Source organism: Pseudomonas sp. WS 5532 (assembly GCF_012985445.1).
Classification (GTDB): domain Bacteria; phylum Pseudomonadota; class Gammaproteobacteria; order Pseudomonadales; family Pseudomonadaceae; genus Aquipseudomonas; species Aquipseudomonas edaphica.
Window position 1 is genome coordinate 374858 of record NZ_JAAQWK010000002.1, and the last position, 13683, is coordinate 388540.

Sequence of the window (13683 nt, forward strand, 5' to 3'; positions counted from 1 at the left end):
CAAACAGCCAGCGTTCAGTTTGACGCCTTGCTCCACTGGCAGTAGCAGCCCACCGCCAGGGTGTGGGTGGCATCGACTTCGCGCCCGGCCTCCAGGGCTTTGAGGATAGGCTCGATAAAGCTGTTGCTCGAATTGCACGTCAGCCCTTCGCTGTACGGCCCGAAGTACGCGAGTTTGCCGCTGCGATCCCAAATGCCTACGGCCGGAGTCGCCGGCACTTGGTCGGCGCCGAGCAGGGCATTGAGCGGTTTCATTTTGCGCAAATTGTCGGGCAGTTGGCCGTGGCTGCCGGCTTTTTGCAGGGCATAGAACTCGACGCCCTGGGGAGCGTATTGCTCGATCAGTTCGCCCAGGTGCTGCTGGTTGCCGACGTTGCAGGGGCAGGCCGGGTCCCAGAAGTGCACCAGGCGAATCGGGCCTGGGCCTGCCAGTTCGGCGGGCAGGCGCAGGGCATCACCGGAAAACACCGCGGTGTGTTCGCTGAATGCGCGCAAATAGCGGCCCTGGAACCAGTCATAAGCCGCCCACAGCACGCCGGCGCAGATGACCAACAGCAGGCCGGCAAACAAGGCGGAGCGGTAGGGTTGTCGCATTCGGAACTATCCTCGAAGGTCGCGTAGCTTGCCATGCTTGCCCTGACAGATGAATATCGCAGCTCGATATTCATCTTCACCGTCAGTCTGGAAGCCTTTATGCCTGTGAGTTTTGACCCCGATCATCTGCGCGAGAGCTTGCGGCCACTGGTGGATGCGCAACCGCTCAGCGCCGAGGCGCGGGTCTACCAGCGTTTCTATGGGCTGGACCTGGCGGCGCGCAAAGTACCCGTCGTGAGCCGTTTGGGCCGTTTTGAAGTGGATGGCTTCCAGGTGGTAGCGCAGGTGTGGTGGCCGTCTGCGCCGGTGGCGACAATGTTCATGTACCACGGCTTCTACGACCATATGGGCCTGTACCGGCATGTGGTGGACTGGGCGCTGGATCAAGGTTTTGTGGTGATCGCCTGCGACTTGCCGGGCCACGGTCTTTCCAGTGGCGAGCGCGCCAGCATTGACGATTTTGCGGTGTACCAGGACGTGGTGCAGGCGCTGTTTGCGCAGGCCCACAGCTTGCAACTGCCGCAACCGTGGCACCTGTTCGGGCAAAGCACCGGCGGCGCGGTGGTGGTGGACCATTTGCTCAACCACGGCGCCGACAGCCCGGCCCAGGGCAAGACCTTCCTGCTCTCGCCCCTGGTACGGCCGCGTGCATGGGGTTGGTCGCAGGTCAGCTATTACCTGCTGCGCCCGTTCGTCAACGGCATTGCGCGGCGGTTCAGCGAGAACACCCACGATCCTGAATTCAAACCCTTTCTGGAAGCCGACCCGTTGCAGCCGCGCCAACTGCCGACCGCGTGGGTGGGCGCGCTGGCGCGTTGGATCAAACGCATCGAAGCTGCGCCGCAAAGCCCACGGCGGCCGGTGATCGTGCAGGGAGAGGAAGATATGACGGTGGACTGGCAGCACAACTTGCAGGTGCTGCGGAGCAAGTTCGACCAGCCGCAGGTGCTGATGCTGCCGCGTGGTCGGCATCACTTGGCCAATGAGATTCCCGAGATTCGCGAAGAGTACTTCAAATTCCTGACGGATCATCTGAAGTAACACCGTTCAAATGTGGGCGCTGGCTTGCCTGCGATAGCGGTGTTAACTGACACGCCGCCATTGCAGGCAAGCCAGCTCCCACACAAGCCTGTTTCCACATTACTTATTGCGTCAGGCTGGAAGTGCTTTGACCTACTGCAAGTCCGGCGCGAATCGCGGCCAGCGCCGCCTTGTAATACGCCCGACCTTCAGGTGACTCCGCAAACGTGGCGAATTCTTCCAGTTCCGGGTCGGACAAATCTCGGTAGACGTACAGCAGCGTGTTGTTCAGGTCATTGCCGATCTGCTGCATCAGCCGCTCACGTTGGCCGTTCAACATGCCTTGCGCCTGACCGCCGCCCAACAGGCCGGGAATCATCTGGCTCAAACTGTCGGCTGCTACGCCGGCAATCGCCAGGCTGACTTCTGCGCCGGCTTCACGGGCCGGCAGCGCCTGGGCCAGGTGGCCGATGATCAGGCTGCGGGTGGCGTCGGCTTCGATGTGCGGCAGGCCCTTGGCATTTTTTGCCAACTGGTCGCGGCGCGTGGCCAGCAATTCAGCTGCAACGATTTTGCGACCCAACGGCGACTGGAAAAACGCCAGGGCAGGTTTCGGGTCCGCCAGGTTTTTGCGCAATTGCGCCTCGGCCCGCTGGTCCACGGCCTGGGCGGCGAAGCGTTTATTGCTGTTATCCACCAGCGCCTGGTACACCGCCGGCGGCAGGCTATTGCGATAGCGTTGCTGTGCGGCACTCAGGGCGTCATTAAAATGCGCACGTTGTTCGGCCCAGCCGGCGACCTTGTACAACTGGTCATGGCCGTCTGCCCAGGCGGGCAAAACGCAGAACATCAGCAAGGAAAAAAACAAACGACGCATAGGGACTCCTGTCAGTCGGCCACTATTGTCCGTGTCGGGCGTAGGATTTGTCGAGAAATCCTATCAGTCACCTGACTAAAGTGTGTTCAGACGCTCGGCGGCTCTGTCGGATTCATAGGCGTATGGATACTATGCGCGCCATGCAAATATCCCTCGATCATCCGCTGCTGCAACGCATTGTCGACGACCTGGCCGAAAAAGGTTGGTCGCAGCAGAACGGCTTCCTGCCCCAGGCTCTGACCCTGGAGTTGGCGGCTGAGTGCCGTAAACGTGCGGCTGAGGGTGAATTGGCCCCGGCGGCTGTAGGACGCGGCCCGGCGCAGGAGATACGCGAGGGTATTCGCGGCGACCATATCCAGTGGCTGGAGGAGGGCGACGCCGCTGTCTGCGAGAGCTACATGAGCGTGATGGACAGCCTGCGCCTGGCCATGAACCGCAGCCTGTTCCTGGGCCTGGAAGATTTCGAAAGCCACTTCGCGATGTACCCGCCAGGGGCGTTTTACCTCAAGCACCTGGACCGTTTTCGCGACGATGACCGGCGCATGGTCTCGGCAGTGGTCTATTTGAATGACGCCTGGTTACCTGAGCATGGCGGCCAGTTGCGCATGTACCTCAAGGGCGGCGTGGAATACGATGTGGTGCCCACCGGCGGTAGCCTGGTGGTGTTTCTGTCCGGGGAGGTGCCCCACGAAGTCCTGCCCGCCACGCGCGAACGCCTGTCCCTGACCGGCTGGTTTCGCCGACGCGGTAACGAGCCGTTTTAACCATGCAAAAGATTCTGATCAGCCGCTGCCTGCTCGGGCACAAGGTGCGCTACGACGGTGGCGCCAGCGGCCCCTTCGATCAATTGGCGGCCTGGCAGGCCGAAGGCCGGGTGGTTGCGATTTGCCCGGAAGTATCAGGCGGTTTGCCGACACCGCGTCCCTCCGCCGAGATCCCGGGCGGGCAGGGCATTGATGTGTGGGAAGGGCGTGCGCAAGTGCTGACGGCCGAGGGCGAAGACTTCAGCGCCGCCTTCCTCGACGGCGCCCGCCAGGCACTGGCGTTGGCGCAGCGGCATAACATCCGCATCGCGATTCTCAAGGCCAATAGCCCGTCCTGCGGCAATCTGCTGACCTATGACGGCACCTTCAGCGGCGTGAAGGTCAGCGGCGAGGGCGTGACGGCGGCGCTGCTCAAGCGCCATGGCGTGCGGGTGTTCAGTGAGCTGGAGTTGCCTGAAGCGGCAATTGCCCTGGCACAACTTTGAGGTTCAACCCAGATCAAATGTGGGAGCTGGCTCCCACACAAGCCAGCTCCCACATCGACGGTGTTTCACTCAGGTGCAAACCACTTCTGCGTCAGCGCCTTCAAGCGACCATCGGCCTTCACCCGCTGTAATGCATTGTCCAGGCTGCTTTTGAATGCCGGGTTGCCTTTTTGGAATGGAATGGCCAGCTCAGGTGTTTGCTTATAGGCCTCACTGAAATCGAACCGATCCTGCAGCGCGGCAGTCATAGCGATATGGTTGATGGCCACGTCGAACTTGCCGCTTTCCACACCCGGCAACAGGTCGGCGTCATCGACAGTGATGAACGAGGGGCGAACCTCCATTTCCTTGGCTAATTGTTCACCCAGCTCCACTTCAAAACCGGTTAGCTTGTCACCGTCCTTGAAGTTGTACGGCGGGGTGTTGGCCTCCAGGGCGATGCGCAGTTCGCCGCGATCAAACACGTCATCGATCAGTTCGGCGTGAGCCAGTGGGCTCAACAGGGGCAGTAAAAGTACAAGGCCAGGCACAAAGCGCATGGTCGCTCCTAAAGAATTTGTGCGTGCGAGGCGCCATTGAGCATCGCTTGCTATGGTGTTGAGTGCCTTGGACAGCAATTTGTCGCGAAGTTGTCATAACCCTACAGATTTCACCGTAAAACTGGAGAAGCGAATGAAAGCCCTTTTGTCCCGTGCAACCCTGGCCAGCCTCTTGCTGGGTGCTTCGATGTTGGCCACAGCCGCTGACGGTATCCCGCGCAGCGCACCACCGGAAGGCGCCAAAGTCTTTATCGTGTCGCCAAAAGACGGCGCCACCGTCGATAAAACCTTCACTGTGAAGTTCGGTATGGAAGGCCTGAAACTGGCGCCAGCGACCAGCCAGGACCCAGGCACCGGCCACCACCACCTGCTGATCGACCAGAAAGAACTGCCGGACGCCAGTGTGCCGATCCCGGCCACCGACACCGTGATCCACTACGGCAAGGCCCAGACCGAGACCGAGCTGACCCTCACCCCAGGCAAGCACACCTTGCAACTGGTAGCTGGCGACAAACTGCACATGCAGTTCAACCCGACTGTAGCCTCGAAAGTCATCACGGTTAACGTCAAGTAAGATTTGTTCAGACAAAAAAAGGGAGCCCGAAAGGCTCCCTTTTTTGTGCAGCGTTCAAAGCGTTAGAACAACACGCGGCTACGAATGGTGCCGTTGATGTGCTGCAGCTTCTCTTGCGCCAGGTCCGAGTACTCGGCGTCGACGTCGATCACCACGTAGCCAACCTTCTCGTTGGTCTGCAGGAACTGACCTGAGATGTTGATGCCGTTTTCTGCGAAGACCTTGTTGATCTCCATCATCACGCCAGGGATGTTCTGGTGGATGTGCAGCAGACGGTGCTTGCCAGGGTGAGCCGGCAGCGCCACTTCGGGGAAGTTGACCGAAGACACCGAGGTACCGTTGTCGCTGTACTTGACCAGCTTTTCCGACACTTCCAGGCCGATGTTGGCCTGAGCTTCAGCGGTGGAGCCGCCGATGTGCGGAGTCAGGATCACGTTGTCCAGGCCACGCAGCGGGCTTTCGAAGATGTCGTCGTTAGAGCGTGGCTCTACCGGGAACACGTCGATAGCGGCGCCGATCAGGTGCTTGTCCTTGATCGCGTCGGCCAGGGCGTCCAGCTTAACCACGGTGCCGCGTGCCGCGTTGATCAGGATGCCGCCCTTCTTGATGGCGCGGATTTCCTTCTCGCCGATCATCCACTGGGTTTCAGCGGTTTCCGGTACGTGCAGGGTGACGATGTCGGACATGCCCAGCAGCTCGGTCAGGCTCGCCACTTGGGTGGCGTTGCCCAATGGCAGCTTGGTCAGGGTGTCGTAGAAGAACACCTGCATCCCCAAGCCTTCGGCCAGCACCGACAACTGCGTGCCGATCGAGCCGTAACCGACGATACCCAGCTTTTTGCCACGGATTTCGAAGGAGTTGGCCGCGCTTTTGATCCAGCCGCCACGGTGGCAGGAAGCGTTTTTCTCAGGAATGCCGCGCAGCAGCAGGATCGCCTCGGCCAGCACCAGCTCAGCAACGGAACGGGTGTTGGAGTACGGTGCGTTAAACACCGCGATACCGCGCTCGCGCGCAGCGTTAAGGTCGACCTGGTTGGTGCCGATGCAGAAACAGCCGACAGCCACGAGTTTCTTGGCGTGGTCGAAGATCTCTTCGGTCAGCTGAGTGCGGGAGCGAATGCCGATAAAGTGCGCGTCGGCGATCTTTTCCTTTAACTGGGCTTCCGGCAGAGAACTGGTGATGTACTCAATGCTGGAGTACCCAGCGGCTTTCAGTACGTCGACAGCCGATGGGTGGACGCCTTCCAGAAGAAGGAACTTGATCTTGCTCTTATCGAGAGAAGTCTTGCTCATCTGCGTAAACCTGTATCCCGGAGAAAAATGGCAGGGAATCGAGCAGTTAGTGCCTTGAATCAGTGCACAAGAGCTGACCCGGACGGCAGGAAAGCCGTCACCGCAGAACGCCCTTGGGCTCTGTCCTGCGGGGGCGGTATGCTAGCATACGTGCCCCGCTAAACACCCATTCCTGCGACGTGAAGCGTTCTCAGGATGACCATGAATTGTTCGAGAGTTCCGTCGATGACCCATCCTGCCCTGATTGATGAGCTGAAGACCCTGGTTGAGCCTGGCAAAGTGCTGACCGATGCAGACTCCCTGGAGGCTTACGGCAAGGATTGGACCAAGCACTTCGCCCCCGCGCCGACCGCTATCGTCTTTCCCAAGACCATCGAGCAGGTCCAAGCCATCGTCCGTTGGGCCAATGAACACAAGGTGGCGCTGGTGCCATCGGGTGGTCGTACCGGTTTGTCGGCCGCTGCGGTGGCGGCCAATGGCGAAGTGGTCGTCTCATTCGACTACATGAACCAGATTCTCGACGTGAACCTCACCGACCGCACCGCCGTGTGCCAGCCGGGTGTGGTCACCAAGCAATTGCAGAACGTCGCCGAAGAAAAAGGCCTGTACTACCCGGTGGACTTCGCTTCGTCGGGTTCGAGCCAGATCGGCGGCAACATCGGCACCAATGCCGGCGGGATCAAGGTGATTCGCTACGGCATGACCCGCAACTGGGTGGCCGGCATGAAAGTCGTCACCGGCAAGGGTGACGTGCTGGAACTGAACCGCGACCTGATCAAGAACGCCACCGGCTACGACATGCGCCAGCTGTTTATCGGTGCCGAAGGGACGTTGGGCTTTGTGGTCGAAGCCACCATGCGCCTGGACCGTGCGCCGAAAAATCTCACCGCGATGGTGCTCGGTACCACCGATTTCGATTCGATCATGCCGGTATTGCACGCGTTCCAGAGCAAGCTGGACCTGACCGCCTTCGAATTTTTCTCCGACAAAGCCCTGGCCAAGGTCATGGGCCGTGGCGATGTGCCAGCTCCCTTTGAAACCGAGTGCCCGTTCTACGCGCTGCTGGAATTCGAAGCCACCACCGAAGAAGTTGCCAACCACGCCCTGGAAACCTTCGAGCACTGCGTAGAGCAGGGCTGGGTGCTGGACGGCGTGATGAGCCAGAGCGAAACCCAGCTGCACAACCTGTGGAAACTGCGCGAGTACATCTCCGAGACCATTTCCCACTGGACGCCGTACAAGAACGACATTTCGGTAACTGTCTCCAAAGTGCCAGCGTTCTTGAAGGAAATTGATGCGATCGTCGGCGAACACTACCCGGACTTCGAAATCGTCTGGTTCGGCCATATCGGCGACGGCAACCTGCACCTGAACATCCTCAAGCCAGAAAACCTGAGCAAGGATGAGTTCTTCGCCAAGTGCGCCACCGTGAACAAGTGGGTGTTCGAGACCGTCCAGAAGTACAACGGCTCAATCTCTGCCGAACACGGCGTGGGCATGACCAAGCGCGATTACCTGACCTACAGCCGTTCCCCGGTTGAAATCGAATACATGAAAGCAGTGAAAGCGGTGTTCGACCCGAACGGGATCATGAACCCTGGCAAGATCTTCGCTGTTTAACCGCCCTGAAGGAGTCGTTTCATGAGCTACCAGCACAAGTATGTCGACGGCACCAACATCCACTTTCCCTTGGGCAAAGTGGTGTGCATCGGGCGTAACTACGCCGAACACGCCAAGGAACTGGACAACCCGGTGCCGACCGAGCCGTTGCTGTTCATCAAGCCGGGCAGTTGCGTGGTCGCGCTGGAAGGCGGTTTCGCCATTCCGACCGAGCGCGGTTCGGTGCACTACGAAGCGGAAATTGCGGTGTTGATCGGCAAACCGTTGTCGACCAAGCCCAGCCGTGAAGAAGTGCTGGATGCCATCTCCGGCTTCGCTCCGGCCCTGGATTTGACCCTGCGCGATAAGCAAGCCGAGCTGAAAGCCAAGGGCTTGCCGTGGGAAATCGCCAAGTCTTTTGACGGCGCCGCCGTGATTGCCCCCTTTGTGGTCAGCAGCACCTTTGCCGACGTGACCGACATCGGCATTCGCCTGACCATCAACGGCGAAGTGCGCCAGGACGGCAATAGCTCGCAGATGCTCAACCCGATCGTCCCGATGATCCAGCACATGGCCGGCTGCTTCTCGCTGCAGGCGGGTGATGTGATCCTCACCGGCACTCCAGCCGGTGTAGGCCCGTTGAATGTGGGCGATGAGCTGGTGCTGGAATTGGGTGGCGGTAGCCGTTTCGAAAGCGTCGTTCGCTAAAGGCTGCATGCAATCAACTGTGGGAGCTGGCTTGCCTGCGATAGCCTCGCCTCGGTCTAACTGAAAGACCGAGTCGTCTGCATCGCAGGCAAGCCAGCTCCCACACAAATCCCCACACTGGTTTACGCGCGCTTGGTTTTGCATTTTTTTCACACGCCATCCGGATAATCCCCAGCCTCCTGCGCGCGGGCCTGTTGATCCTGTGCTATCACCTAAAGCTGACTCTGCGGAAAAGCGCTCAATGGCCGTGTCCCTGCCTACCCTCACTTCCAAGCCCCGTTCACGTTTTGCCCTGCGCTGGTATTCCTGGCTGTTTCTGGTCGGGGCCATTGTGTATGGCGTTGCCTGGGCGATGCATTGGGACGACCGTGGGGTGCTGTGGATCGCTGAGCGGTTCGAAACCCCGGCCGAACGCCAGGCCAGCGTCTGGCTGCCGGATTACCACGCGGTGATCGATGGCAAATTGCTGCCCGGCATGGAAAAGGACGAGGCTTCGGACCTGTCCTACAACCCGCAGACCAAAACCCTGTTTTCCGTGATGGGCAAAAACCCTTTCCTGGTTGAGCTGAACCTGCAAGGCGATGTGTTGCGCAAGATGCCGCTCAACGGCTGGAACAACCCGGAAGGCGTGACAGTGATGGAAAACGGCCTGATGGCCATTGTCGACGAGCGCATGCACACCTTGAGCGTGGTGAACGTCGACGCCAGCACCCAGCAACTGAACTATGCCGACTTCAAGCACTATGACCTTGGCCCGTCCAAGGACCAGAACAAGGCATTTGAAGGTGTGACCTGGGACAAGCGCAACCAGCAGATCGTGCTCGGGGAAGAGCGCCCACCGGCGTTGTTCACCTGGAAAAGCGATGGCGCCACGCTGACCGGCGATAAGCAGAAGATCGCCAGCACCGAGCTGGACATGCGTAACCTCTCGGCCCTGGCCGTCGACCCGCGCACCGGGCATTTGCTGGTGCTGTCGGCCGATTCCCACCTGCTGCTGGAGCTGGACGCGCAGGGCGAGCAAGTCAGCTTCATGACCCTGCTCGGCGGCTTCAATGGCCTCAAACACACCATCCCGCGTGCCGAAGGCGTCACCATGGACGAAGCCGGCACCTTGTACATGGTCAGCGAACCCAACCTGTTCTATCGTTTCGAGAAGCAGAAATAGCCGACGATTACGTCGGATACTTCGCTATCAGCGGCATTCGCCAGACAGTCGACTGCGTTTAAGTTTAAATTCAGACGGGCGTGATACTTATTCGCCACTTTTTGACTTTGAGCTTGCCTGATGCGTCGACTCGCCCGCCCCAAACCCGCGTTTTTTATCCTGTTGCTGCTCGCCCTGGTGATTGCCGGGGCGGTCGCGCAGAACTTTCGCTTGTTCGAGCGGGCCTGGTTCAACCTTCAACACTGGCGCCATCCTGCCGATGAGCGCTCCATTGGCCTGAATGATTACCGGGTAAGCCTGGAAGCCAAGGTCATCGAAGGGCTCGACGATGATGTCTCGGCCCTCACTTACGACCCGATACGCAAAAGCCTGTTTACGGTGACTAACAAAAACGCCGAGCTGATTGAATTGTCGCTGGACGGCAGGATTTTGCGGCGTATCCCGTTGGTGGGCTTCGGTGATGCCGAGGCGGTGGAGTTCATCAGCGACAACATTTATGTAATCAGCGATGAAGCCCAGCAGCGGCTGATCAAGGTGCACGTGAATGACGACACCCAATTTCTCGACGCCGCCGATGCGGAGCAGATGACCTTGGGCGTACACCTTGGCGGCAATAAGGGTTTCGAAGGGCTGGCCTATGACTCGGTGGGCAAGCGCTTGTTCGTGGCCAAGGAGCGCGACCCGATGCTGATTTACGAGGTGCACGGGTTTCCCCATTTCAAGCCGGAAAAAACCTACTCGGTGCATGTGATCAACAACCCCAAGCGCGATGCCGGGCTGTTTGTGCGCGACCTGTCGAGCCTGCAATACGACGAGCGCAGCGGGCATTTGCTGGCGCTGTCGGATGAGTCGTTCCTGGTGTTGGAACTGGACATCGATGGTCGCCCGTTGAGCAGTCTTTCCCTGCTCAACGGGCGCCATGGCCTGAAAAAACGCGTGCCTCAGGCCGAAGGGATCGCCATGGATGACGAGGGCTCGCTGTACCTGGTCAGCGAGCCGAACCTGTTTTACGTGTTCAAAAAGCCCTGATCAAAACATCCATTGCACGCCCAGGGAGTAGCCGGTCTGGCTGCCCTCGGCGTGCCCAAGGCGGCTGTTGACCTCGGCGTACACACCCAACTGCGGGGTGATCGCCAACTGGCTGCCGATTTGCGCGCGGCCAAAGCTTTTGTCCACTGAACCCAGCTTGGCGGTGCGCGCCTGGCCATCGGCGCGGGCGGTCAATTGCAGGTCATCGAGACGGCCATCGGCCAGCTCCTTGACCCAGGCGATGTCGGCATATGGCAGCAGGCTCAAGCCATAGGGCAGGGCGACGGCACCGCGCACGCGCCAGCCGAGGCTGGCTTCCAGGGAGTCGAAAGACTGTTCTTCGTACTCCAGCGCGGTGCGCAGGTTCTGTTTCTCGTGGAACTTGTCGATACGCGAATGGCTGTAGTCCAGGCCGGCAAACGGCCCGCTTTTGATTGCGCCGAAGTCGAAGTCATAACCGCCGAGTACGCGTGCGCCTAGGGACAGTGCGTCGGTGTTGCCGCTCAGTTGTTGATTGAGCAGCACCGGGCCGCTATTGGCTTGGATCAGCAGGTTGCGCTTGGCCTCAAAACGCGTATGGCCAATGCTCAAATCGCCCGCCAGCCAGCTTGGGCCGCCATCGTTGAGCAAGGCATAGACCGCGGCCTGCCAGGTGTCGCTGTCGAGTTTTCCGCGCTGCTGCAGCTTGTCACGACCATTGAGGTAGCTGAGGCTGGCGCCGATATTCAGGCTGGAGGTGAGCTGATAGTCGCCCAAGGCGTGTACGCCCAGGCGTCGGGCATCGCGGTTGAGCGGGCTGTCGAAGCCGCTGTCCGGGGTGTATTCGCCGTCCATGCCGATTTCGCCATCGAAGCTTCCGACCTCGCGGCTGGCCGCTTGCAAGGTCAACCAACGGCGATCATGCAGGCGCACCATTGCCTGATGCTGGCGTTGCAGGTGGTCCTGCATGTTGCGCGCAACGGCGCCACCCGAAGCGGTCGAGGCCAGCAGGTCGGCGTTGGTCAGTTCCAACACCAGGCGGCTGAGCAGGCGCGAGTAATCGCGCAGGCGCTGGTCGATGCGTTCCTGGCCGAAGGCATTGGCCAGCACGGTTTTGTTGTCTTCTGCCGGGTCGTGCCAGGTGGAGCCGCCGGGGATTTTCGGGTTGTTGGTCTGGGTGTAGCCGTCCAGATCGCCCAGCTCCCAGTTGGTGGCTTCGATATACAGAATCGGGATCTTCAGCGGTTCGAACGGCTCGCCATCACTGCAGCAGCCGGTGCCCTTGGGGTATTGCGGGTCCAGGCCGGGGTTGGTGAACAACGGGATGTTCAATTCCCTGGCGATCTGGAAGGTGTGTTCGCGCAGCGATGCCAGCGCGGGGTTGGCGGTGCTGTTCTGGCCTGCGTGGGCGTACATCATGTCGCCGGTGATCAGGCTGTCGAGGTTGATCATCGCCAGCATATTCGCGCGTTGGCTGGCGCTGAGTGAATCGACAAAGGCTTTGGAGCCGCGCAGGCCTTCCTCTTCGGCGCCGAAGGCGACCACTTGCAGGCCGTTTTCCAGCTGCAAGCCGCCGAGGTTCTTCGCCACTTCGGTCAGCACGCTGGCGCCGGAGCCGTTATCGTCCAGGCCTTGCAAGGTCGGGCGGCCGAAGTAGGTGTCGAAGTGCGCGCCAATCACCACGTATTGCGGTTTAGTGCCCGCAGCATAGGCCACCACGTTTTGCGCAGCGCGAGTGCCGTTGTTCCAGGTGAAGTTCTGTCGACTGAGGCTGTAGGCCGAACCCATCTGGCTTTGCATCCAATCTGCCGCGCCGGCGAAATTGGCCGTGCCGCGATACCGGCCGGGGTAATCGTTGATCAGCTTTTCCAGGGTGGTATTGGCGTGCTGGCCGTAATCGTAGGCCTGGGTTTGCGCCGACAGCAGGCTGCCGACCACGCTGATCGCGAGGGCGAGGGGCTTTATCACAAGGTCTTCCTTGAGGTGATTGAAGTTTTTCAGCTCAGACCCTTTGCACAATGCGCGCCTCATTCCCTGGGCGAGCGCGAAGTGGCGCATTGTTAAACGCTTGGGTCGCCTGGCTGTCATTTGTAACGGATTTGATACCAATAACGGCGTGGGATGCCGTGACATGGCGCACGGTTTTGGGCGGGGGTGCTGCGAAAAGTAGCGGTTTTGTTACATGGATCTTCTAAACGATGAGGCCTCCTGTGGGAGCTGGCTTGTGTGGGAGCCGGGCTTGCCCGCGATGCAGACGCCTCGGTCTTTAAGTCAGACCGAGGTGATGCTATCGCAGGCAAGCCAGCTCCCACATAAAGCCAGGCCTTGAGTTTTAGGCCTTGAGGGTTTTAACGCCTTCAGAAGTACCCAGCAGCAACACATCCGCCGGGCGCGCCGCGAACAGGCCATTGGTCACCACGCCAACGATCGCATTGATCTGCGTCTCCAGCTCCACCGGGTTGGTGATCTGCATGTTGAACACATCAATGATGATATTGCCGTTGTCGGTCAACACGCCTTCGCGGTACACCGGGTCGCCGCCCAGTTTCACCAGCTCGCGGGCCACGTGGCTGCGGGCCATGGGGATGACTTCCACCGGCAGCGGGAAGGCGCCGAGCACCGGCACCAGCTTGCTGGCGTCGGCGATGCAGATAAAGGTCTTGGCCACGGCCGCAACGATCTTCTCGCGGGTCAGGGCTGCGCCGCCGCCTTTGATCAGGTTCAGGTGCTCGTCGCTTTCATCGGCGCCGTCGACGTAGAATTCCAGGTCGCTCACGGTGTTGAGCTCATACACTGGAATGCCATGGCCCTTGAGGCGCGCGGCGGTGGCTTCGGAGCTGGCTACGGCGCCGTCGAAGGCACCCTTGTGCTGGGCCAGTGCATCGATAAAGCAGTTGGCGGTGGAGCCGGTGCCGACACCGACGATGCTTTTGTCGTCGAGTTTAGGAAGGATTAAATCGACGGCGGCCTGGGCCACTGCCTGTTTGAGTTGATCCTGGGTCATGCGGGCTCCGGAACGGGCGGGGAATTATCGAGGGCGGCGAGTATAACCCAACAAA

At 60.0% G+C, this 13683-nt stretch carries 14 protein-coding genes; 8 read left to right on the top strand and 6 right to left on the bottom strand.

Annotated features, from left to right (window positions below):
- Positions 1–14 precede the first annotated feature (14 nt).
- Positions 15–593, bottom strand: a complete 579-nt coding sequence (locus HBO23_RS05315) for a DUF6436 domain-containing protein (RefSeq protein WP_017139518.1) — start codon at positions 591–593, stop codon at positions 15–17.
- A 99-nt stretch (positions 594–692) separates the two neighbouring features.
- On the opposite strand from HBO23_RS05315, the gene HBO23_RS05320 reads away from it, so the two are divergent.
- The gene (locus tag HBO23_RS05320; RefSeq protein WP_170037056.1) at positions 693–1634 is read left to right on the top strand and encodes an alpha/beta hydrolase; all 942 of its coding nucleotides are present in this window, start codon (positions 693–695) and stop codon (positions 1632–1634) included.
- A 103-nt stretch (positions 1635–1737) separates the two neighbouring features.
- Here HBO23_RS05320 and HBO23_RS05325 read toward each other — a convergent pair whose 3' ends face one another.
- Positions 1738–2490, bottom strand: a complete 753-nt coding sequence (locus tag HBO23_RS05325) for a DUF2059 domain-containing protein (protein ID WP_138449639.1) — start codon at positions 2488–2490, stop codon at positions 1738–1740.
- A 131-nt stretch (positions 2491–2621) separates the two neighbouring features.
- Here HBO23_RS05325 and HBO23_RS05330 point away from each other — a divergent pair, with 131 nt between their 5' ends.
- Positions 2622–3254 carry a 2OG-Fe(II) oxygenase gene (locus HBO23_RS05330; protein WP_170037059.1) on the top strand — a complete coding sequence of 211 codons (633 nt, stop codon included), beginning with the start codon at positions 2622–2624 and terminating at the stop codon, positions 3252–3254.
- A gap of 2 nt (positions 3255–3256) precedes the next feature.
- Positions 3257–3739: a DUF523 domain-containing protein gene (locus tag HBO23_RS05335; RefSeq protein WP_017139514.1), complete on the top strand. Its 483-nt coding sequence runs from the start codon at positions 3257–3259 to the stop codon at positions 3737–3739.
- Between the two features lie 65 nt (positions 3740–3804).
- Here HBO23_RS05335 and HBO23_RS05340 read toward each other — a convergent pair whose 3' ends face one another.
- Positions 3805–4278 (bottom strand): transporter substrate-binding domain-containing protein, encoded by a 474-nt coding sequence (locus tag HBO23_RS05340; RefSeq protein WP_017139513.1) that lies wholly within the window; start codon positions 4276–4278, stop codon positions 3805–3807.
- 133 nt (positions 4279–4411) lie between these two features.
- Here HBO23_RS05340 and HBO23_RS05345 point away from each other — a divergent pair, with 133 nt between their 5' ends.
- Positions 4412–4852 (top strand): DUF4399 domain-containing protein, encoded by a 441-nt coding sequence (locus HBO23_RS05345; protein ID WP_017139512.1) that lies wholly within the window; start codon positions 4412–4414, stop codon positions 4850–4852.
- A 62-nt stretch (positions 4853–4914) separates the two neighbouring features.
- On the opposite strand, the gene serA is transcribed toward HBO23_RS05345, so the two are convergent.
- Complete coding sequence (gene serA, locus HBO23_RS05350) at positions 4915–6144, bottom strand: phosphoglycerate dehydrogenase (RefSeq protein WP_017139511.1); 1230 nt, start codon at positions 6142–6144, stop codon at positions 4915–4917.
- A gap of 225 nt (positions 6145–6369) precedes the next feature.
- Between serA and HBO23_RS05355 the strand changes: the two genes are divergently transcribed.
- The 4 genes from HBO23_RS05355 (at position 6370) to HBO23_RS05370 (ending at position 10645) form a co-directional block, all read left to right on the top strand.
- Complete coding sequence (locus HBO23_RS05355) at positions 6370–7764, top strand: FAD-binding oxidoreductase (protein ID WP_017139510.1); 1395 nt, start codon at positions 6370–6372, stop codon at positions 7762–7764.
- 21 nt (positions 7765–7785) lie between these two features.
- A complete protein-coding gene (locus HBO23_RS05360) occupies positions 7786–8451 on the top strand; it encodes a fumarylacetoacetate hydrolase family protein (protein WP_017139509.1) in 666 nt (221 codons plus the stop codon).
- A gap of 241 nt (positions 8452–8692) precedes the next feature.
- Positions 8693–9616, top strand: a complete 924-nt coding sequence (locus HBO23_RS05365) for an SdiA-regulated domain-containing protein (protein ID WP_017139508.1) — start codon at positions 8693–8695, stop codon at positions 9614–9616.
- A 120-nt stretch (positions 9617–9736) separates the two neighbouring features.
- The gene (locus tag HBO23_RS05370; protein WP_017139507.1) at positions 9737–10645 is read left to right on the top strand and encodes an SdiA-regulated domain-containing protein; all 909 of its coding nucleotides are present in this window, start codon (positions 9737–9739) and stop codon (positions 10643–10645) included.
- Here HBO23_RS05370 and HBO23_RS05375 read toward each other — a convergent pair whose 3' ends face one another.
- Positions 10646–12592, bottom strand: coding sequence for an autotransporter domain-containing protein (locus tag HBO23_RS05375; RefSeq protein ID WP_170036776.1), 1947 nt, complete (start codon positions 12590–12592; stop codon positions 10646–10648). It lies immediately after the preceding gene.
- Between the two features lie 364 nt (positions 12593–12956).
- Complete coding sequence (gene rpiA, locus HBO23_RS05380) at positions 12957–13628, bottom strand: ribose-5-phosphate isomerase RpiA (protein WP_005792336.1); 672 nt, start codon at positions 13626–13628, stop codon at positions 12957–12959.
- Between the last annotated feature and the right edge of the window lie 55 nt (positions 13629–13683).

What these genes read in the sequence shown, in the direction of transcription:
- HBO23_RS05315 (WP_017139518.1), bottom strand. Translation starts at nt 593, where the DNA reads ATGCGACAACCCTACCGCTCCGCCTTGTTTGCCGGCCTGCTGTTGGTC.
- HBO23_RS05320 (WP_170037056.1), top strand. Translation starts at nt 693, where the DNA reads ATGCCTGTGAGTTTTGACCCCGATCATCTGCGCGAGAGCTTGCGGCCA.
- HBO23_RS05325 (WP_138449639.1), bottom strand. Translation starts at nt 2,490, where the DNA reads ATGCGTCGTTTGTTTTTTTCCTTGCTGATGTTCTGCGTTTTGCCCGCC.
- HBO23_RS05330 (WP_170037059.1), top strand. Translation starts at nt 2,622, where the DNA reads ATGCGCGCCATGCAAATATCCCTCGATCATCCGCTGCTGCAACGCATT.
- HBO23_RS05335 (WP_017139514.1), top strand. Translation starts at nt 3,257, where the DNA reads ATGCAAAAGATTCTGATCAGCCGCTGCCTGCTCGGGCACAAGGTGCGC.
- HBO23_RS05340 (WP_017139513.1), bottom strand. Translation starts at nt 4,278, where the DNA reads ATGCGCTTTGTGCCTGGCCTTGTACTTTTACTGCCCCTGTTGAGCCCA.
- HBO23_RS05345 (WP_017139512.1), top strand. Translation starts at nt 4,412, where the DNA reads ATGAAAGCCCTTTTGTCCCGTGCAACCCTGGCCAGCCTCTTGCTGGGT.
- serA (WP_017139511.1), bottom strand. Translation starts at nt 6,144, where the DNA reads ATGAGCAAGACTTCTCTCGATAAGAGCAAGATCAAGTTCCTTCTTCTG.
- HBO23_RS05355 (WP_017139510.1), top strand. Translation starts at nt 6,370, where the DNA reads ATGACCCATCCTGCCCTGATTGATGAGCTGAAGACCCTGGTTGAGCCT.
- HBO23_RS05360 (WP_017139509.1), top strand. Translation starts at nt 7,786, where the DNA reads ATGAGCTACCAGCACAAGTATGTCGACGGCACCAACATCCACTTTCCC.
- HBO23_RS05365 (WP_017139508.1), top strand. Translation starts at nt 8,693, where the DNA reads ATGGCCGTGTCCCTGCCTACCCTCACTTCCAAGCCCCGTTCACGTTTT.
- HBO23_RS05370 (WP_017139507.1), top strand. Translation starts at nt 9,737, where the DNA reads ATGCGTCGACTCGCCCGCCCCAAACCCGCGTTTTTTATCCTGTTGCTG.
- rpiA (WP_005792336.1), bottom strand. Translation starts at nt 13,628, where the DNA reads ATGACCCAGGATCAACTCAAACAGGCAGTGGCCCAGGCCGCCGTCGAT.